The organism is Longispora fulva (assembly GCF_015751905.1).
GTDB lineage: Bacteria > Actinomycetota > Actinomycetes > Mycobacteriales > Micromonosporaceae > Longispora > Longispora fulva.
The window spans coordinates 3,611,049-3,629,753 of sequence record NZ_JADOUF010000001.1 but is presented as its reverse complement, the minus strand read 5'-3'; the positions used below and the strand labels follow the sequence as shown (position 1 = coordinate 3,629,753).

The following is an 18,705-nucleotide window of genomic DNA, read 5'->3' as shown; positions in this document are numbered from 1 at the left end:
GTTGCCAGGATGAGCGCTAGCCTGCCCGTCCGACTGGCCGTGCTGGGCGTCGACGCGCGGGACACCGACGACGCCGTCACCGGCCTGCTCGGCGAGCTGACGCTCCTCCCGGTCGACGGGATCGCCCGGCCGCCCGTCGGCGACGCCCCGGACGGCACCCGTGCCGGGGAGCTGGTCGCGCTCGGTGGCGTCCTGCTCACCCTCGCCGGCAACCCCGAGGTGGTCACGTCCGTCCTGTCCGGACTGTGGGGCTGGCTGGACCGGCGGGGCAGGGGCCGGATCGAGGTCCGGATCGGCGAGCAGTCCCTGACCCTCGACAGCTCCACCCCCGAGGAGCGGGCGGTGCTCATCGCCGCCTACGTCGACCGGGTCCTCGGGCGATAGCTGGTGGCGAAACGCGCGCTGATCATCGCCAACAGCCGGTACGAGGATCCCCGGTTCCGCCCGCTGCCCGGCGCGGCGGCCGACCTGACCGGTCTGCGCGCCGTCCTGGCCGACCCGGCGATCTGCGGGTTCGACGTCGCGGTGGTGCCCGATGGCCGGACCGACGAGATCCGGATCGCCATCCAGCGGTTCTTCGCCGCGGCCGGCCGCGACGACATCCTGCTGCTGCACGTGTCCGCGCACGGCCGCCGCGACGAGAGCCGGTGGTACTTCGCCGCCGCCAACACCCAGTACGACTACCTCGACGCGACCGGCGTCTCCTTCGAGTTCATCGACCAGCGGATCGACCGTGGGCTGTCCCGCCGGGTCATCGTGCTCCTCGACTGCTGCTACAGCGGCGCGGCCACCCTCCGGCGGACCCGGGGCGAGCCGGTGGCGGACCTCAGCGACCAGTTCAACGGGCGGGGGAGGGTGGTGATCACGTCCTCGACGGCGTTGCAGTACGCGCACGAGGAGGAGGTCACCAGCGCCACGCCCGGCCGGCCCAGCGTGTTCACCGAGGCGGTGATCACGGGCCTGGCGACCGGGGCGGCCGACCTGGACGGCGACGGGTACGTCAGCGTCGACGAGTTGTACGACTACGTGCACGCCGAGGTGACCAGCCGGATCCCGGAGCAGACCCCAACCCGGACGGCCGACCAGGTCGAGGGCCGCCTGCTCCTGGCCCGCACCCCACCGGCCCGCCGGCCCCCGCGCGCGGGCCGGCCCCGGGAGGCGGGCCGGACCCCGGACGTGGGCGACGAGCCGGGGACAAGCCGGACTCCGGTGGTTGCCGTGGCCATCAGTCGGCCCGTGTCGGAGACGCCGCCGGTCCCGGATCCCGAGCCCGACCCGGACCCACCTGACCCGCCGCCCGGAGTGGACCCCCGCAGCGACGCGGACCACCAGCACGCGGACCATCGGGTCCCGGACGCGCCGCCCAACGGAACCAGCCTCGCGACCACACCGCGCACCGCGTCGACCCGCACTCCGACCACCCCACGCCCCGCGGCGATCCCACCCGCCGCGACCTCTCCGAGGGACACCGGGTTCCTCCTCCCAGCTCCGGTCTCCGCCGTCGGACACCGCAGGACGGTGGCCAGCCAGCTCCTCTCCGGGGTGGCCTGCGGCGTCCTCTCCTTCGCCGCCATCCTCATCCCGCTGCGTACCGACGGCCGTCCGCTGACGACCGTCCTCTGGGTCGCCGCCGTGGCCGGCCTGGTCGGGCACCTCGCCGTCTGGGTCACGCCGCGGGACCGACTGGCGGCCCACCGCGGCCCCGCGCTGGTGCTCACCGCCGCGGCGACCGGAGCGTTCCTCATCATCGGCCCTGTCACGGTCACGTCGATGTGCGTCCTCCTGCTCCTCGTCGGCGTGCTGTCCGCCCTCCGGGCGCCGTTCACCGCCGCGGCGGTCACGTCCGCCGGTCCGGGCGCGCACTCCGTCACCCTGCTCGGGCAGTTGCTCGGCTCGGCGGCGGTGCTGCTCTGGACGCCCGAGTCCGGACGGACGGTGGTGGTGTTCTCGGTGCCCGTCGACCTGCTGACGGTGGCGGCCGTCCTCGCCTGTCTGCTGTACGTGGGCGCGGCGGGGCTCGCCTTCACCTCCGCCCCCGTGCCCGGGATCCCCGGCCGGCGTCTGGCACCCCGGAGCCGGGTGCTCGTCCTGGCCGCGGCGACGGCGGAGTTGTCCTGGGGCGCGACGGTACTGCTGATGTCCGAATACCGCGAAGGCACTGCCGTGAGGCTGATCTCCGAGGATGCCGACCCCGTCGTCATCGTGCTGCTCACGGTCGTCGCGGCGCTGGTGCCGGCTGTCGTCCTGTCCCGGCTCGGCGGCCGCGCCAGGTCGGGGCTCGTCGCGACGCTCGCGGTGCTGGGCCTGGTCGGCCAGGCCGGGTTCCTGTACGGCGTGGGGCCGGCCGGCCCCATGGCCTCCGACCTGCTGCTGTTTCCGGCGCTCACCCTGTTCGCGGCCCTGACCGTCGGGGCCGCCGCGGGGGCGCTGCGCGGCCCGGGGTCCCGCGACCACGAACATTTCACGCTCGCCCGGGCGCGCGGGCTCGCCGGCGTGCTCGGCTTCCTGCCCGTGCTGTACCCGACGGCCGCCGGGACCGCTTCGGAGTCCATCGTCGACGCGAGGGTCGCGGTGCTCGCCGAGGCCTGGTTCGTGGCGGCGGTGGCGGTCGCCGTGGCCATCGTGCTGTGGCTCGCCCGGCGCCCAGCGGCGGCCGGTCGGGTCCGGTACCCCTGAAAAATGCCCGGTCTTCCGGCTGCGGGCGTGGCCAGAGAGCGCCTTCAAGGCAGGCCGCTCACGGTAGGATAAGCCGGGATATTTGCTGACACTTTGGGGTGAGTGCCGTGGTGGAGACCCTGATCAGCACGGCCGCGTCGGCCTCCCCGCCCGCGATCTGCGGCTCCGGCGGCGCGGGTTTCGCCGTCCTGTGGAACAACGCCGCCAACACCGCGATCAGGGGCCAGATGCTGCTCGGCGACGGCAAGAAGACCGGCGCGGAGTTCGCCGTCTCCACCACGGCCGCGGGGGAGGGGACGTTGCCGGCCGCCGTCGGGGACATCGGCACGCCGGGGTTCACCGTCGCCTGGCTGGACACCGCCGCGCGGGTGGTCCGCACCCGGCGGTTCGACGGGCACGGGGTGGGGATCGGTGACGAGACCCAGGTCAACACCTCCGACGTGGACACGGGCTTCCGCCCGGCGATCGCCCGGCTGTCCAATCGCGACAGTGTGGTCGCCTGGGTGGGCACGCTGGGGGTCCGGGCGCGGATCTTCGGACCGGACGGTGCGCCGAAGGGTGGGGAGATCGAGGTCAACGACGCCGGTGGCGTGCACGTCGGCCCGGTCCGGGTCACCGGCACGGACGCCAACAGTTTCGTCGTCGCCTGGCGCGGGGGCGAGAACCTCGCCGTCGCGCACGTCACGGCCCGGGTGCGGGTCTTCACCCTGGACGGGACGACGGTGGGCGGCGACCACGTGCCGAACTTCTCCGGGTTCACCGGGGACATGGGGATGACGTTCCTCAGCACCTTCCCCGGCCAGGACAGCGGCTTCGTGATCGCGCGGGCGGCGGCGCAGGGGCCGGGAACTGAGCGGGTGGCGATCATGTCCCCGTTCAGCTCGGGAGGCGTCCAGCAGCCCGAGTTCAACCTCACGCACGCCGCCGATCACACCGTCGCCCAGTCCTTCGCCGCCTCCGCCCTGCCGCTCGGCAGCTTCGTCGTCACCTGGGCGGAGCGGTTCACCCCCGACCAGGGCGACAGCACCGGGGACAACGTCAAGGCCCGGATGTGCGCGGGGCTGCCGGGGCAGCTGATCACGGTCCCGGTGGCCGGCGCCGGCAACCAGACCTCCCCCGCCGTGGCGACCGGGGTCATGTTCGACGGGCAGATCCGGGTCGGCTTCGCGTGGATCGACGACAGCGTGTCCGGTTCGGCGGCCACCGTGCGCGCCGTGCGGTCCAGGGTGTTCACCGACAGCTTCGCCGAGCCGTTCTGAGCCCGGCCGGCCTCTGTCCGGGGCCCGCCCTGCGGTCGTGCAGACTGACCCCATGCTGCTTCCCACGGGCTACCGGACCCGCCCCTCGACCACCACCGACATGCCGGCAATCAGGGACCTGGTCGCCACCTGCGAACGCGCGCTCCTCGGCCACGCCGAGACGGATCTCGACGCCGTCGCGGCGGACTTCGCCCGACCCGGCCTGGACCCGGCGACCGACACCCTGCTCGTGTACGACCCGGCGGACACCCTGGTCGCCCGTGCCTGGGTGGACCGGCGGTCCGAGGTCGACGTCCACCCGGAGCACCGCGGCCTGGGCCTCGGCGGTGCCCTGCTGGACTGGACGGTGGCGCGGACCCGGGCGGCGGGCGGGCACCGGCTCGTCCAGACGGTCCCGGACGCCGACGCCGCGGCCGTCGCGCTGGTGCGGTCCCGGGGGTTCGCGCCGCTGGCGACGTCCTGGCTGCTGGAGATCGCCCTGCCCGCCGAGCCTGAGGCGCCCGAACCGCCGGCCGGCGTCACGGTGCGGCCGTTTCGGGCCGGCGACGAACGCGCGGTGCACGAGCTCCTCGAGGACGCGTTCGACGAGTGGCAGGAGCGGCGCAGGTCGTATGAGGAGTGGGCGAAACTGACCGTGGAACGCGCCACGTTCGCCCCCGGCCTGTCCCCGGTCGCGTTCGCCGGCGGGGAGATGATCGGCGTCGCACTGTCCCTGGACGTCCCCGGCTCCGCGGACGGGTACATCGAGCGGCTCGCCGTGCGCCGCGACCACCGAAACCGGGGGATGGCCCGACTGCTGCTCCGGCACGCCTTCCGCGACGTGTACCGGAGCGGCCGGCGCACCTGCACCCTGTGGACGCACTCGGACACCGGCGCCCTGCCCCTGTACGAACGGGTCGGCATGTCCGTCCGGCGCAGCTCGACCGTCCACAGCCTGCCGTTGTAGCGACTAGGAGGGCCCCGCCCCGCACGAGGTGCGCACCCGTAGCCGCGGCAGCAGCCTGATGTGGTGCGCCGGGAGGTCCGATCCGCCCCGGAGCCTGCGCATGGCCAGTTCCATGGCTGCGACCCCGACCGCCTTCTTCGGCGGCGCGACGGCCGTCAGCGGCGGCGCGGCGAGCCGGGCGAACACGTCGTCGTAGGAGATCAGCGCGATGTCGTCGGGCAGGTGCAGCCCGTGCGCCCGCAACAGCGGCGGCAGCGCGATGGCCGCCCGGTCGTTGTGCACCAGGACGGCCCGAGTCCCGGCGGCGACCCGCTCGGCGAGGGCCGCGGCCACCCCGGCCATGCCACCGGGGCCGCCGGCGATGTCGACCACCGGCTGGGCCGTGAGGCCCGCCATGGGCATCCCGGCGGCGTAGCCCGCACGTACCGCCAGGGCGGTCGGGGTGTCGGACCGGGCGGCGAGGAGCACCGACGTGTGCCCGAGTGCTGTGAAGTGCCGCAGCGCCACCAGGACGCCGTGGCCGTGGTCGGAGGCGACCGAGTCCAGTTCGGCGAGGGGACTGTCGGCCGGGGGCGGCCGCTCGACCAGCACGACCGGGACCGGCAGGTCGCGGATCCACCCGGCGTCACCGTCCGGGGTCAGCAACAGTGCTTCCGCGCCGGACTCCAGGAGCTGTGCCACCTGCGCCCGGTTCCCGGCCGCCCCGGTGTCGGCGATGGTCAGCACGAGCCGTCCACCGGTCCTGGCCGCGACCTCGTTCGCGCCGTCGACCACCTCGTCGAAGTAGCCGTCGACCGTCGGCACGAGCACCCCGACCACCCGCTCGCCGGTCGCGGCCCGCTCTTCGGCGAGGACGGAGACGGCGCCGTGCGAGCGCCGGACCAGTCCGTCGTCGGCCAGCGTCGCCACGTCGCGGCGGATGGTGACCGCCGCCTGCCCCAACTGCGCCGCCAGGTCGGCCAGCCGCACCGTGCCGCGCTCGCGAACCAGGGCGAGGATCGCCTGCCGGCGCTGCTCCGCGGTGATGGCCATGCTTCCCCCTGCGGTTGAGAACCCTCGGCCTGGCGCGAACCGTAGCATTCGATCGCGATCTGATCGGTCCGCAAAGAACCCGGAAACGCTCCTCCGGCACGGGATCCAGCGTCCGCAGTGTTCCCGTGGGTGCCACCGAGAATTCAGGCGGGCGAGTCTGTCCATGTCGGAACGCCGCGCCATATGCTCAGGTTTCGATCATTCGATCGCCGTGCGGTGAATCCGGAGAGGGCGTCATGAGGACCAGAGGTTTCGCTGTGCGCGCGGTCGCACTCGCCGCTGCGGCGGTGGGCGTTCTCACCGGGGCCTGGGTTCCCGCCCAGGCGGCGGAGCCGACTCCGGGTCAGGTGCTCGCCGGGTCCTGGACCGCGCCGCTGAGCACCCGGGGCCGCTACGTCGTCGACGCGACGGGCCAGCGCTTCAAGCTCGTGTCCGCCAACTGGAGCGGAGCACAGGGCACCTACCTGGGCTCGGGCGATCCGGCGGACCCGGCCAACCACGCGAACCGCGAGGTGTCCCACAACCTCCCGATCGGCCTCGACCGGGTCCCGCTGGCCACGCTGCTGGCCGATCTGCACGCCACGGGGATCAACAGCGTCCGGCTGCCGTTCGCCGACGCCCTCGTGCACGACACCACGGTCGTGCCGGACGCGGCGGTCGCGGCCAACCCGCAGCTGCGCGGCAGGACCCCGCTCCAGGTGTACGACGCGGTGGTGACGGCCCTGACCGCCGACGGTTTCGCGGTGATCCTCAACAACCACACCACGGCGTACCGGTGGTGCTGCGGCCTCGACGGCAACGAGCGGTGGAACAGCGGCCAGTCCACCGAGCAGTGGATCGCCGACTGGGTGTTCCTGGCCGGACGGTACCGGGCGAACAAGCGGGTGGTCGGCGTCGACCTGCGCAACGAGGTCCGCCGCGACACCTGGGACGACCCGAACTGGGGCTGGGGCGACGAGCACGACCTGTACCGGGCCTACCAGCGCGCGGGCGAGCGGATCCTGGCGACGGACCCGGACCTGCTCATCGTGATGGAGGGCATCAACTGGTACGGCATCCCCAACGTGCTCTTCTCCCACGGCCGCCCCCAGCTCAGGCCGGTGGCGAACCTGTCGCACACCCTCACGGCGTCGAACAAGCTCGTCTACTCGGCGCACTTCTACGGCTTCACCGGGCCGGCCAACACGGGCGCCGACGGCGGCTGGGGCGCGACCGGCGACCCGCGCTACCGCGACCTGTCCCCGGCGGACCTGGCCGCGACGGTCGCCGCCGAGTCGACGTTCGTCACCACCGAGGGCCAGCACTTCACCGCCCCGGTCTGGATCAGCGAGTTCGGTGTCGGCGGCCGGGGCGAGACCAACCAGCGGGACATCGCGTGGTTCCACACCTTCACCGACATCCTGGCGCAGCGCGACGTCGACTTCGCGTACTGGTCGGCGATCGGCTGGTCCACCGACGGCGTGCCCAACGAACGGTTCGCCCTGCTGTCCTACGGCCCCGACGGCGGCCGGCTCGGCGTCAACGACCCGGGTGACTGGCGCACCGCCGACTGGCGCAAGCTCCTGTCCGCCCCGTCCAGGACCGGCGTCGTCGCCCCGGCCGCGCGGTGGAACATGCTCGACCTGGACTTCGCCGACCACGACGCCTCGGCGACCGTGCTCACCGGACCCGACTGGTCGCCCGGCAACCGCAAGGCCAGCTGCCCGGACACCGAACGCCTGGTCGCCCTGGGTCGCAGTAGCAGTCGGGGCCTGTGCGGGGACCTGAACACCCCGGGCCGGGCGGCGACCCCGCCGGTCGTCGTCACCGACGAGCGGTACGTGACCAACGGCGACTGGGCCTCCGGCTACAGCAAACTCCAGTGCCCGACCAACAGCTTCGCCATCGGGTACGCCGTGCACGACAACGCCATGGCCGCCCTGCTCTGCGCACCCGCAGCGCGCCCGTTGCCGACCACGGGCCGCATCGTCTGGTTCGACCACGGCGACAACCGCCCGGCACAGGGCGGCTCGACGGCCAGCGACTGGTCGCCCGGCCACTACAAGGGCCAGTGCGCCGACGACGAGTACCTCGCGGGCGTCGCCTACACCTGGCGGTGGTCCCACGGCGGCGTCCCGGACGCGCTGCTCTGCCGCCAGCTGTGACCCCATGACCGCCGGCCGACCGCCGTGGGCCCGCGTGTCGGGTCAGGCAGTCCTGGGCGGTTCGAGGTGTCGGCACGCGGCGGCCACCCCCGAGGTGCACTCGGTGAACTCGGGCCCCCCGAGCTGGGCGTAGACGTGCAGGCCGTCGCTGCACAGGTGGACCGGGTCCACGCGGCGCAGGGCGAGCACCACGAACGTGGCGGACATGGCGGTGACGTCGCGGATCTCGGCGATCCGGAACAGCGACCTCGTCTCTGCGGTCGCCTCGCTGTCCCCGGCGCGCAGCACGACCCGGACGTGGGGCGCGACGGCGAGCCCGGTCAGGGCGACGGCGATGTTGTCCAGTTCGTCGGAGCCGACGACGGCCAGGGCGATGGCCCGGTGCAGCCGCAGGCTGGTCAGGACCCGCCGGTCGCTGCCGTGCGCGACCAGGACGGGGATGCGGCTCTGTTTGGCGATCCGCAGGTTGTCGGCGGCGGGATCGCGTTCCACCGCGACGACCCCGATCCCGAGGTCCTTCAGCGCGAGGCACAGCCGGAGCCCCACCTGGCCCATCCCCACGACCACGACGTGCCCGTCGACGGGCGGCGCGCGGTGTCCGATGAGTCCGAAGGTCCTGCCGTTGAGGGCGCGGTGCACGATGCCGGCCGTGAAGACCGCGGTGAAGACGATCGTGGCCAGCATGGCCGCCGCGGCGAACAGCCGGTACCGGACGGAGGCCTCGGGTGCCTCGGCCGGGCCGACGGTGGCCACCACCCGGACGGCCTCGTACAGGGCCGTGGCGGGGTCGAGGTGGTGGCGCAGGAACAGCCAGAGCCAGTCGGCGCACAGCACGCCCGCCAGCCCCGCGAGTCCGGCCAGCAGCATCCGTGATCCGCCGTCGTGCGGCCGGAGCTGCCCGCGCAGCCGTCCCAGCCGGGTGCGCCACCGCCCCGGCAGGGGGTACCCGGCCACGGTGAGCGCGTCGTCGATCCGGCGCACGCCGGTCGGGCCGTTCCCGGTCTCCCACACGGCGAGCAGGTCGGTGTTCAGGCACGCGGCGGCCAGGGTGGGGGCGGACACGTCGGCGGGTGAGGCGACCACGCAGGCGGGCATCACGCGTCGCAGCTGTTCGGCGACGGTGCGGTCGAATATCGACACGACGAGGCGGGTCTGTGGTCGCATGTGGGCCACGGTCAGGGCGTAGCGCAGGCAGGCGACGTCGTCGTGGACCAGGACGGCGACGCCGCGCGGCCGGCGGGCCGTGGCGGTGCGCAGCTCGTCCTCGGTGGGCTCGGCGAGGTGGATGACGTCCTCGCCCAGGCTCGCCAGGGTGCCGCAGACGCGTTTGGCGACGACGGTGGTGCCGATGACGACGAAGGGGCGGGGATCGTCGGTCGCCGGGGGCGTCACAGGCCGGTGGCGCGGGTGGACCGCCAGGCCGGGTGGCGTGCGCCGAGCGCGTCGCGGTGCTCGGGCGTCGGCAGGATCACGTCCATGCCGCCGGCGAACGGGTGGCACAGCCATCGCAGCTCGGCGTCCGCCACGAGGACGGTGGCGGCCAGGTCGGTGGCGACCGTGCGCAGCAGGGGGTCCAGGCAACCCGGCGACCAGGGGGCCAGGCGCGCGTACTGGTGCTGGTGGATCTCGTATCCGGTGCGCTCGTCGGTCAGGAGCACGCTCGTCCAGTACGTGTCGCCCGGGTGCGGGGCGGCGTCCGCCCGGAGTGTCTCGGAGTAGGCGGCGGTCAGCACGAGGACGCGGCCGTCGGTCACCAGGTCGTCCAGCACGGTGTTGTGGCGGTGCAGGACCGCCGCGTACTCCTCCTCGGAGGCCGGGTGCCGCCGCCCCTCCGGCAGGGTGCGGAACCTGATCCACCGATCCGGGTACGCGGCCCTGAGCCGGGTCGGAACGGGCGCGCACTCCGGCCACAGCTCGGTCCACCGGTCCGTGAGCGTCGTCGGGTCGATGCCCTGGCCGGCAGCCGGGATCGCGGGCCCTTCGGCAGGTCCGAGGTGCATGGCGTCCCCCAGCTGTGGCGAGTTTCTTGGTTGCCATCCAAGATATAGTGACTGCGATGTCGAGGCAAGGGAGACGCGAGATGGTCCAGAACCCGTTGATCACGCCCGCTGAGGCGGGCTTCCGGATGCCGCCGGAGTGGGCGCGGCACGCCGCCTGCCTGATGGCCTGGCCGGCCCGGCCGGAGCTGTGGGGCGAGCGCCTCGACGAGGTGAAGGGGGACTACGCGGCGGTGGCCCGGGCCATCGCCGACTTCGAGCCCGTCGTGATGGTCTGCCAGCCCGGCACGGCCGCCGAGGTGCGCGACCTGTGCGGCACCGCCGACATCCTGCCGGTGGAGATCCCGATCAACGACTCGTGGACCCGGGACAGCGGGCCGGTGTTCGTGCGCGACGCCGCCGGCGGGATCGCGGTGGTGCAGTTCGGGTTCAACGCCTGGGGCGGGCGGTGGCACCCCCACGACGACGACGCTCGGCTGGCGACCCGGATCGGCGAGCGCCTCGGGCTCCCGGTGTTCCACGCCCCGTTCGTCCTGGAGGGCGGCGCGTTCTACGTCGACGGCGACGGGACCGTCCTGACGACCGAGCAGTGCCTGCTCAACCCGAACCGCAACCCGGACATGACCAGGGGCGACATCGAGCGGGCACTGTGCGACTACCTCGGGGCGAGCACGGTCGTGTGGCTGCCGTACGGGCACAGTTTCGACGTCGGCCCCGAGGGCACCGACGGCCACATCGACGGGGTGGCCCAACTGGTCGGACCCGGGCACGTGCTGCTGGAGGCGCCTGCGACCCCGGGAGCCTCGGAGTACTCCCGGTCGCAGCACAACCTCGCGGCCCTGCGCTCGACGCCGGACGCCGCGGGACGCGCCTTCAGGGTCAGCCTGCTCGACCCGGGCCCGGACGCCGCCGTGTCCTACGCCAACCACTACCTCGCCAACGACGCGGTGATCGTGCCGGTGAACGGCGACGGCACGGACGAGGCGGCGCTCAAGACCCTCGCCGAGGTGTACCCGGGTCGGGAGATCGTCGCGGTGCCCGGCGCGACCATCGCCCTCGGCGGCGGCGGTCCGCACTGCATCACCCAGCAGATCCCCGAGGGGGTGGACATCTCCGTCCTGCGGTGACCGGCGACGCCGGCCATAGGATGGGATGTCGTCTGGGAGGAAGAGGTGCCGTGACCGCACGACGTTCGAAGGGCAAGGAGCGCGAGGAGCTCGTCATCAGGGCGGCCGCCCAGGTCATCGCCGAGCGGGGTCTGGCCAACGTCCGGGTCGCCGACGTCGCGGAACGGGCCGGGATGAGCCCGGGCCACGTCACCTACTACTTCCCTTCGAAGATCGACATGCTGATGCGGGCGATCCGGGCCAGCGAGGAGGCCCTCGCCGCCGAGGTCGCCCGCCAGCTGGCCGACATCGGCGATCCGTGGGACCGGCTCGACCGGCTCGTCGAGCTGTCCGCCGCGCAGGGCGTCCGCGACCCCGGCTGGGTCCTCTGGCTGCAGGTGTGGCTCGAGGCTGCTCTCGACGGGGAGGTCGCCAAGGTCCTCGACGAGCTGGACGCGCGGTGGAGGGACATCCTGGTCGACGTGATCGGGTACGGCGTCGGGCGCGGCGCCTTCCACGCCACCGACCACGTCGCCGTGGCCATGTCGCTGTCGGCGATGATCGACGGGTTGTCGATCAAGGTCACGCTCGGCGCGCCCGGCTTCACGCGGGTCGACCTCCTCCGCCTGGTCCGGGCCGCCGCGCGGACGCTGCTCGGGTCCCGCGCGGCGTAGCCCCGGCCTGCCGTCGGCGGGGAGCGACCGCCGCGCGCCGGCCCAGTGACGCGGCGTAACAGTCAAAAGCCTTGAAGCATTTTTTTGGTACGCCGCGCGCGTTCACGGCGCGCGGCGGCCCTCCGGGGAATTCTAGGTTGTCAACCAATTTTGGCATTGACGCAGGCCGAAGTGCCTCTGATACTCAATCTAGTATGGCGTCCTAGAAGCCGCTCCCCTCGCGGAGGCAGGACGCCCGAGAGGAGAGACGGATGGACAACACAGAACGGGCCTCCCGCCCCGGGGTCAGCCGTAGGTCGTTCCTGACCGCGGTGGGCGCGACGGCGGCCGCCGGTGCCGTCGTCGGAGTCGCCGGCGACGCGCTGTTCGCCGGCCGACCGGCGTCGGCCGCCGGAACGTTCGTCGTGCCGGGTGAGGTGGCCCCTCACAAGCGGACCTGGATGGCCTGGCCCTCCAGCACGTCGATCTGGGGCAGCTCGCTGCTGCCCAAGATCCAGGGTGACATCGCCAAGCTGGCCAAGGAGATCGCCAAGTACGAGCCGGTGGTCCTGTGCGCCGACGGCACGACCAACGCGGCCAACGCGCGGGCCGCGGTGGGCTCCACGGTCCAGGTGATCAGCTCGATCCCGGTCAACGACTGCTGGATGCGCGACTCCGGCCCGCTGTTCCGCGTCAACGGTTCCGGCGGGCGCGACGCCATCGGCCTGAACTTCAATGGCTGGGGCGGCAAGCAGACCGCCAGCAAGGACCGGTACGTCGCCCAGCGGGCCGCGTCCTACGCCGGCGTGTCCCCGTTCACCCCGTCCTACGCCACGGGCGAGGGCGGCGGTGTCGAGTACGACGGCGACGGCACCCTCTTCGCCACCGAGACCTGCTGGGTGAACTCCAACCGCAACCCCGGTTGGACCCGCCAGGAGATCGAGGACGAACTCCTCTACATGTTCGGCGCCACCAAGATGATCTGGTGCCCGGGCTACCTCGACCCGGACGACATCACCGACGACCACATCGACGCGACCGCGCGGTTCGTCCGCCCCGGCGTGGTCATGGTGCAGGTGCCGCCGGCCGGCACGACGGGCCCCTGGGCGGACAACGCCCGGGCCATCCACGACACCCTCCTCAACGCGACCGACGCCAAGGGCCGCCGACTGCAGGTCCTGACGCTGGAGAACCCGGACACCCTGCCCCGGTGGCCGCACAGCCGCTGGAACACGTTCCTCAACTCCTACGTGAACTGGGTGGTGACCAACAACGCCGTCATCACGACCCAGTTCGGCGACACCGCCAAGGACGCGGCGGCGAAGGCCGCGATCGGCGCGGCGTTCCCGGGCAAGACCGTCGTCCAGCTCAACCTCGACCAGCTCTACGGCGAGGGCGGCGGCGGGGCGCACTGCGTCACCATGCAGGAGCCCCTGGCGTAGCGGGTCCTGATCCTGCGCACGCGGGGCCGCGCGTGCGCAGGACCGCCGACCGGCGGCCCCGGGGATCCGGGGCCGCCGGTCACTTTCGTTGCCCACGGGTGGCCGATCGGCACTGCCTCCGGGGCTGGGCGCGGGGCATGCTGGGAGGGCGCCGGCGTGGTCGAACGGGTCGTGCCGCGACCGCGACGGGCGCTGTCCGCGCGCCGCGAAGCTGGCCAGGGTGCCCGGCGTGCCGAGGCGCGGTGTCCCGGCGACGTTCCGCCAGCCTGGGCAGGGTGCCCGGCCTGCGGGGCACGGTGTCCCGCGTGACGACGGTGCCGCCCATGCGTCGTGAATCCGGCCACCGTGCCGGCAGCACCGTGCCCCGCCATCCCCATAGGAGAATCGATGTCCCCGAGTGCGGTACGCGCCAGCGCGGCAGCCGTCGCGATGCTCGCAGCCCTGTTCGTCGCCGTGCTCGCCGGAGTCGCCACCGGGGTGACCGGTGCCGGGAGCACGTGTTCGACCGGCGAGGCCGCCAGCCCTGACGCGCAGGCGTGCGAGCCGGACTCGTTCGCGGTGCTCCCCGCGGTGGCCGGGTTCTTCGGCGCCGCCATGGCCGGTGGCCTGGCCGTCGGTGTGACGTCCGCACTCCGCTCCCAGCCGACGGCCCGGCCGAGGGCCGTGCCCGGCTCTCAGCCGGTGGCCTGGAATAGTGGTGACGTGCCCGGCTCTCGGCCGGCCGCCCGGAAGGGCGGTGACGTGCCGGGTTCCCAGCCGGTGGCGTGGACCAGCGGGGCCGCGCCCGCCGCGGCCCCCGACTCTCGGATCGGCCGGGAGCGCGACGCCCTGGTTCGGGAGATGGTGTACCTGCGCGACCGGCTCACCAGCGACGCCCTGTCCGGGCGGCTCGGCCGGGCGTTGGCGGACGCGGGAGTCGAGACGGTCAGCCCGCTCGGCGAACGGTTCGACCCGGCCCGGCACGAGGCCGGCGGGTCGGTACCCGCGCCCGACCCGGGCCGGATCGGCCGGATCGCGGCGGTCGAGGTGCCCGGCTACACCGACCACGCCGCCGTGCTCCGCGCACCGGTCGTGACGGTCTACCGGTGAGCCGACCCGACGGCACGCCCGCCGGACCGAGCGGCAGGCCCGGCGTGGCTCAGCCGTCGACGCGGTAGTAGTCCATCGCGACGGTCACCGGACCACCGACCGTCGCGCTGACGACCAGCACGACGGCGATGTCCCGGGTCGTGCGCGAGCGGACACAGAACGCCCGACCGGGGGCCGCGTCGGCGAAGCCCAGCCGGGTGACCGGACGCTGGTCGGCGGCCGTGGCGCACTCCTCGGCGGTCAGCCGGCCGCCCGGGGCGAGGTAGGCGTCGCTGGCGTCCGGGGCGAGGAACTCGCCGTTGGTGTGGCCCACCGCCCACGTCGTGGACTCCGCCGGGGTCAGGGTGCCGGTGCGAATGTCGAAATCGTAGGAGTCGTCGGGCGCGGTCAGCGTCACGGCGGTGTACACGGCGGAGTATCGCGGAACGGCTGGCGTTTCGGCGACCCGTCCCGCCCCGGGCGACGCGGAGACCGTGGGTGCGGGCGGGGCGGCGCTGTCCGCCGCCGGCCCGTCGAGCAGCCGGTCCAGGTGGTCGATCATCACGATCCCGCCGACGATGCCGAGCACGGCCGTCACCGCGGCCACGATCACCACCGTCCGCCACGCGACACCCCGCCGCCGTCGGCCGGGTCGGGTTCGCACCGGGGCCCGGTCCACCGGCATCCGCGCGGTCGCGTGCGCCACGTGTGCCGCCGCCCCGTCCACGACGGTCGGCGGCGACCCGCCGGCCAGGCTCGGGTGAGGCCCGCCGGCGACCGGCGGGCGCGATGCGTCCACCGGGCTTCGGCCTGGCCCGCCGGCCACTGTCGAATGCGCGCCCACCAGGCTCGGGTCCGGCCCGCCCGCCACCGTCGCGCCCGCCAGCGCCCCGTGCGCCCCGCCGGCCTCCGTCGCCAGGTGCGGTGCCGGGTCGGCGCGTCGGGTGATGTCGGCGCTGACCGACGCCGGCAGCCAGTCCTCGGTGAACCGGAGCTGTCCGCCCACCGCCGGATGCCGGCGTGCCACGTCGATGATCTCGGCGGGGGACGGGCGGGCGCCGGGGTCCTTGGCCAGGCAGCGCAGTACCAGGTCGTGCAGGGTCGGGGGCACAGCGCGCAGGTCGGGCGGTTCGTGCACCACCCGGTACAGCGCGGCGCTGTCCGGTCCTCCGGAGAACGGCGGCGTCCCGCCGGCCGCGAACGCCGCCAGCGCGCCGAGGGCGAAGATATCCGCGGCCGGGGTGACGGGCCGGTTGAGGACCTGTTCGGGTGCGATGTACGACGGCGAGCCGACCACCAGCCCGGTCCCGGTGAGCGCGACGGCGTCGGCCGCCCGGGCGATCCCGAAGTCGATCACGCGCGGGCCGTCGGCGGCGAGCAGCACATTGGCCGGCTTGAGGTCGCGGTGCACGACCCCGGCGCGGTGGATGGCCTGCAGTGCCTCCGCGATGCCACCCATCAGCAGCAGTACGGTGCGCACCGGCAGCGGGCCGTGGTCGCGCACGACCTGGTGTACGGACGGGCCCGGCACGTACGCGGTGGCCAGCCACGGCGCCTGGTCCTCGGTGCCGGCGTCGATCACCTGCGCCGTGTACAGGCCGTGGATGCGCCGGGCGTTGGCCACCTCGTGCGCGAACCGGGCCCGGAACTCGCGGTCCTCGGCGAACTCCGGGCGCACCGTCTTCAGGGCCACGGGCCGCCCGGCCGGGGTGTAGGCCAGGTAGACCCGGCCCATGCCGCCCGATCCGAGGACGGCCTGCAGCCGGTAGCCGCCGACCTCGCGCGGGTCGTCGGGCAGGAGGGGCGGGAATACCGGCGACGGGGCCCGCAGGGTCGGGGTGGGGTCGAGGGACACGGGTGGTTCTCCTGGTGCGAGAGGGGTCGGACGTCGGCGCCGGACGGGGTGCCGGGCCGCGCGCACGCGCGCGAGGACGTCAGCGGGACCGGGTCCCGGTCACCCGCCGGGCTGGTCGTGGGTCGAGCAGTGAATGCCGCCGCCACCGGACGCGATCGTGTCGATCTTCAGCTGCACGACGTCGCGGTCCGGGAAGTGGTCGCGCAGGATCTGCTTCGCGCGGTCGTCGGCGGCGGCGTCGCCGAACTTGGGCAGGATCACCGACTTGTTGGCGACGTAGAAGTTGACGTAGGAGGACACGAACTCCGCGCCCCGGCCGGTGATCCGGTCGGGGTCCGGCTGCGGCAGGTCGATGACCTCGATGGCCTTGCCCCGGGCGTCGGTGGCGTCCTTCAGTACGCCCCGGGCCTGGTCGATGGCGCGGGTCCACACGTCCGGGGGCGTGCCGTCGGCGGGCTTGTCCAGCAGGACGACCCCGGGGGCCACGAACCGGACCAGGGTGTCGACGTGCGCGTCGGTGATGTCCTTGCCGCGCACGCCGGCGAACCAGATCACCTTCCGCACGCCCAGCGCCGCGATCAGGTCGGCCTCGATCTGCTGCCGGGTCCGGCCCCGGTTGCGGTTGTCGTTGACGACGGAGCTCTCGGTGACCAGGAGCGTGCCCTGCCCGTCGGTCTCGAACGAGCCGCCCTCGGCGACGACCGGGGTCTCGATCCGGCCGATGCCGTACTTGGCCAGCACCTTGCCCGCGACCTGCGCGTCGTTGGCGTGCTGTTGTTTGCCGCCCCAGCCGCTGAAGTTGAAGTCCACGCCCATGACCTTGCCCGCGTCCTCGACGAACACCGACACGGTGTCGCGGGTCCACAGGTCGTCGACCGGGAGCGCGACGACCTCCACGTCCGAGCCGCACGCCCGCTGCGCCTCGTCCTCCTGCCCGGGGCGGGCGAGGAGGACGACCGGCTCGAAGCCGGCGACCGCGCGGGCGATGCCGGCGATGTCCTGGCGCACGTCGGCGAGCTGTCGGCCCCAGATCCCGTCGGAGGCCGGCCAGGCCATGAAGGTCCGCGCGTGCGGCTCCCATTCGGCGCCGAACCGCCGCCCTGCCGGGGGCTGGGCCGTCCCGGTGTCGGGGGAGTCGTCCGGTGCCGAGCACGCGGTCGCTCCGAGTGCCACCGCGCCGACCCCGGCCAGCGAGCGCAGCACCGTCCGGCGAGACAGGAGAAAACCTGACATATGGAGTACTCCAGGAAAAAGCGGTTGTGATTCACGGTACCGAAGAAGATCCCGTGATCGTGGTCGATCGCGCCCCTAGGGCAGCGGCTCGTGCATGGTCGAGCAGTGGATGCCGCCGCCGCCGGTCATCAACCGGTCCACGTCGAGCTGGATGACCTCCCGCCCGGGATACGCCGCGGCCAGGGTGGCCTTCGCCGCCGCGTCCTTCGCCCGGTCGCCGAACTGCGCGGTGATCACGGCCCCGTTGACGACGTGGAAGTTGAGGTAGGAGTCGACGAACTTGTCGCTGCGGGAGCGGACCTTGTCCGGCCCCTCGATCGTGATCACCTGCAACCGGCGGCCTTTCGCGTCGGTCGCGGCGGACAGGATGGCGAACTGTTCGCGCGCGTCCTTCGCCCACACGTCGGTGCGGTCGCGCGGGGGCAGCTGCACCATGACGACGCCCGGCCGGACGAAGCGGGAGGTCACGTCGATGTGGTCGTCGGTGACGTCCTTGCCCTTGATGCCGGGCACCCAGATCATCGTGTCCGCGCCGTAGGCGGCCAGTACGGCCTCCTCCACGTCGTCGCGGCTCCAGCCCGGGTTGCGGTTGGCGTTGACGAGGCTGCTCTCCGTCGCCATCACCGTGCCGTCGCCGTCGGTCTCGATCGCGCCGCCCTCGCCGACGAACCGCGCGGTGCTGTACGGCACCGACGCGTACTCGGCGACGTACCGGGCGACCCGGGCGTCGTCGGCGTGCCGCTGCTTGCGGCCCCAGCCGTTGAAGTTCAGGCCGACCGCGTCGAGCCCGCCCGCGCCGTCGGTGCGGAACACCGCGCACGCGTCGCGCATCCACAGGTCGTCGGTGGGGATCTCGTCGGTCACAATGACCCCGCCGCCGCACAGGGCCCGGGCGTCGGCGGCGGCGTAGCGGTCCGCGGCGCACATGACCACCGGCTCGTACGCGGCGATCGTGCTCGCGATCAACGCGATGTCGTCCTGGACCCCGTTGAGATCACGGCCCCAGATCGACCTGCTGGCCGGCCACGACATCCAGGTACGCGCGTGCCGCACGTCGTCGGCGCCCACCCGCCAGCGCCGGGCCGCCGCCCCCGCCGGAGAGGCCGCGGCCAGCGAACCGACGGCCAGGCCGGCCGCGCCGACGCCCATCGCGCCGAGGACGGCCCGGCGGGACGGCCGCGCACCGGTGCGGTCGGAGGAGGTGTGGGGTCCGGTCATCGGGGTCTCCAGGTCGGGCGGCGGTGCCCCCGTGACGGCGGACACTGCGGTGAACAGGGAAAACGGCATGGAAGCC

At 73.6% G+C, this 18,705-nt stretch carries 15 protein-coding genes; 9 read left to right on the top strand and 6 right to left on the bottom strand.

The genetic code is table 11. From position 1 onward, the window contains the following. The first annotated feature begins 9 nt into the window (after positions 1–9). The 4 genes from IW245_RS15970 to IW245_RS15955 all read left to right on the top strand — a co-directional run bounded on the left by IW245_RS15970 (position 10) and on the right by IW245_RS15955 (position 4,881). Positions 10–384 carry a hypothetical protein gene (locus IW245_RS15970; RefSeq protein WP_197003971.1) on the top strand — a complete coding sequence of 125 codons (375 nt, stop codon included), beginning with the start codon at positions 10–12 and terminating at the stop codon, positions 382–384. 3 nt (positions 385–387) lie between these two features. Beyond that, positions 388–2,676: a caspase family protein gene (locus tag IW245_RS15965; RefSeq protein WP_197003970.1), complete on the top strand. Its 2,289-nt coding sequence runs from the start codon at positions 388–390 to the stop codon at positions 2,674–2,676. A 107-nt stretch (positions 2,677–2,783) separates the two neighbouring features. After that, positions 2,784–3,935 (top strand): hypothetical protein, encoded by a 1,152-nt coding sequence (locus IW245_RS15960; RefSeq protein WP_197003969.1) that lies wholly within the window; start codon positions 2,784–2,786, stop codon positions 3,933–3,935. A 52-nt stretch (positions 3,936–3,987) separates the two neighbouring features. Beyond that, a complete protein-coding gene (locus tag IW245_RS15955; protein ID WP_197003968.1) occupies positions 3,988–4,881 on the top strand; it encodes a GNAT family N-acetyltransferase in 894 nt (297 codons plus the stop codon). Between the two features lie 3 nt (positions 4,882–4,884). Here the strand turns inward: IW245_RS15955 and IW245_RS15950 are convergent, their stop codons facing one another. Further along, positions 4,885–5,913, bottom strand: coding sequence for a substrate-binding domain-containing protein (locus tag IW245_RS15950; protein WP_197003967.1), 1,029 nt, complete (start codon positions 5,911–5,913; stop codon positions 4,885–4,887). Positions 5,914–6,149: 236 nt separating this feature from the next. Here IW245_RS15950 and IW245_RS15945 point away from each other — a divergent pair, with 236 nt between their 5' ends. Continuing rightward, positions 6,150–8,057, top strand: coding sequence for a glycoside hydrolase family 5 protein (locus tag IW245_RS15945; protein WP_197003966.1), 1,908 nt, complete (start codon positions 6,150–6,152; stop codon positions 8,055–8,057). A 42-nt stretch (positions 8,058–8,099) separates the two neighbouring features. Here the strand turns inward: IW245_RS15945 and IW245_RS42230 are convergent, their stop codons facing one another. Both IW245_RS42230 and IW245_RS15935 read right to left on the bottom strand, forming a co-directional pair. Continuing rightward, entirely contained in the window at positions 8,100–9,449 is a 1,350-nt protein-coding gene (locus tag IW245_RS42230; RefSeq protein WP_197003965.1) for an NAD-binding protein, read from the bottom strand. After that, entirely contained in the window at positions 9,446–10,057 is a 612-nt protein-coding gene (locus tag IW245_RS15935; protein ID WP_197003964.1) for a DUF3885 domain-containing protein, read from the bottom strand. Before IW245_RS15935 ends, IW245_RS42230 begins: the two co-directional genes overlap by 4 nt. Positions 10,058–10,113: 56 nt before the next feature. On the opposite strand from IW245_RS15935, the gene IW245_RS15930 reads away from it, so the two are divergent. The 4 genes from IW245_RS15930 (at position 10,114) to IW245_RS15915 (ending at position 14,344) form a co-directional block, all read left to right on the top strand. Further along, complete coding sequence (locus IW245_RS15930; protein ID WP_197003963.1) at positions 10,114–11,181, top strand: agmatine deiminase family protein; 1,068 nt, start codon at positions 10,114–10,116, stop codon at positions 11,179–11,181. 50 nt (positions 11,182–11,231) lie between these two features. Continuing rightward, positions 11,232–11,834 (top strand): TetR/AcrR family transcriptional regulator, encoded by a 603-nt coding sequence (locus tag IW245_RS15925; protein WP_197003962.1) that lies wholly within the window; start codon positions 11,232–11,234, stop codon positions 11,832–11,834. A gap of 251 nt (positions 11,835–12,085) precedes the next feature. After that, the gene (locus tag IW245_RS15920; RefSeq protein WP_197003961.1) at positions 12,086–13,255 is read left to right on the top strand and encodes an agmatine deiminase family protein; all 1,170 of its coding nucleotides are present in this window, start codon (positions 12,086–12,088) and stop codon (positions 13,253–13,255) included. Between the two features lie 387 nt (positions 13,256–13,642). Then, positions 13,643–14,344 carry a nucleotide exchange factor GrpE gene (locus IW245_RS15915; protein ID WP_197003960.1) on the top strand — a complete coding sequence of 234 codons (702 nt, stop codon included), beginning with the start codon at positions 13,643–13,645 and terminating at the stop codon, positions 14,342–14,344. A gap of 49 nt (positions 14,345–14,393) precedes the next feature. Here IW245_RS15915 and IW245_RS15910 read toward each other — a convergent pair whose 3' ends face one another. From IW245_RS15910 to IW245_RS15900, 3 genes are all read right to left on the bottom strand, one after another. Next, complete coding sequence (locus IW245_RS15910) at positions 14,394–16,178, bottom strand: serine/threonine-protein kinase (RefSeq protein ID WP_197003959.1); 1,785 nt, start codon at positions 16,176–16,178, stop codon at positions 14,394–14,396. A 99-nt stretch (positions 16,179–16,277) separates the two neighbouring features. Then, positions 16,278–17,411 carry an agmatine deiminase family protein gene (locus tag IW245_RS15905; protein ID WP_197003958.1) on the bottom strand — a complete coding sequence of 378 codons (1,134 nt, stop codon included), beginning with the start codon at positions 17,409–17,411 and terminating at the stop codon, positions 16,278–16,280. Positions 17,412–17,486: 75 nt separating this feature from the next. Beyond that, positions 17,487–18,698 (bottom strand): agmatine deiminase family protein, encoded by a 1,212-nt coding sequence (locus IW245_RS15900; protein ID WP_231398818.1) that lies wholly within the window; start codon positions 18,696–18,698, stop codon positions 17,487–17,489. Positions 18,699–18,705 lie beyond the last annotated feature (7 nt).

Bases quoted from the DNA above. Each gene is read 5' to 3' on its own strand.
- IW245_RS15905 (WP_197003958.1), bottom strand. From the start codon at position 17,411: ATGTCAGGTTTTCTCCTGTCTCGCCGGACGGTGCTGCGCTCGCTGGCC.
- IW245_RS15945 (WP_197003966.1), top strand. From the start codon at position 6,150: ATGAGGACCAGAGGTTTCGCTGTGCGCGCGGTCGCACTCGCCGCTGCG.
- IW245_RS15970 (WP_197003971.1), top strand. From the start codon at position 10: ATGAGCGCTAGCCTGCCCGTCCGACTGGCCGTGCTGGGCGTCGACGCG.
- IW245_RS15900 (WP_231398818.1), bottom strand. From the start codon at position 18,698: ATGCCGTTTTCCCTGTTCACCGCAGTGTCCGCCGTCACGGGGGCACCG.
- IW245_RS15935 (WP_197003964.1), bottom strand. From the start codon at position 10,057: ATGCACCTCGGACCTGCCGAAGGGCCCGCGATCCCGGCTGCCGGCCAG.
- IW245_RS15930 (WP_197003963.1), top strand. From the start codon at position 10,114: ATGTCGAGGCAAGGGAGACGCGAGATGGTCCAGAACCCGTTGATCACG.
- IW245_RS15950 (WP_197003967.1), bottom strand. From the start codon at position 5,913: ATGGCCATCACCGCGGAGCAGCGCCGGCAGGCGATCCTCGCCCTGGTT.
- IW245_RS15915 (WP_197003960.1), top strand. From the start codon at position 13,643: ATGTCCCCGAGTGCGGTACGCGCCAGCGCGGCAGCCGTCGCGATGCTC.
- IW245_RS15955 (WP_197003968.1), top strand. From the start codon at position 3,988: ATGCTGCTTCCCACGGGCTACCGGACCCGCCCCTCGACCACCACCGAC.
- IW245_RS15920 (WP_197003961.1), top strand. From the start codon at position 12,086: ATGGACAACACAGAACGGGCCTCCCGCCCCGGGGTCAGCCGTAGGTCG.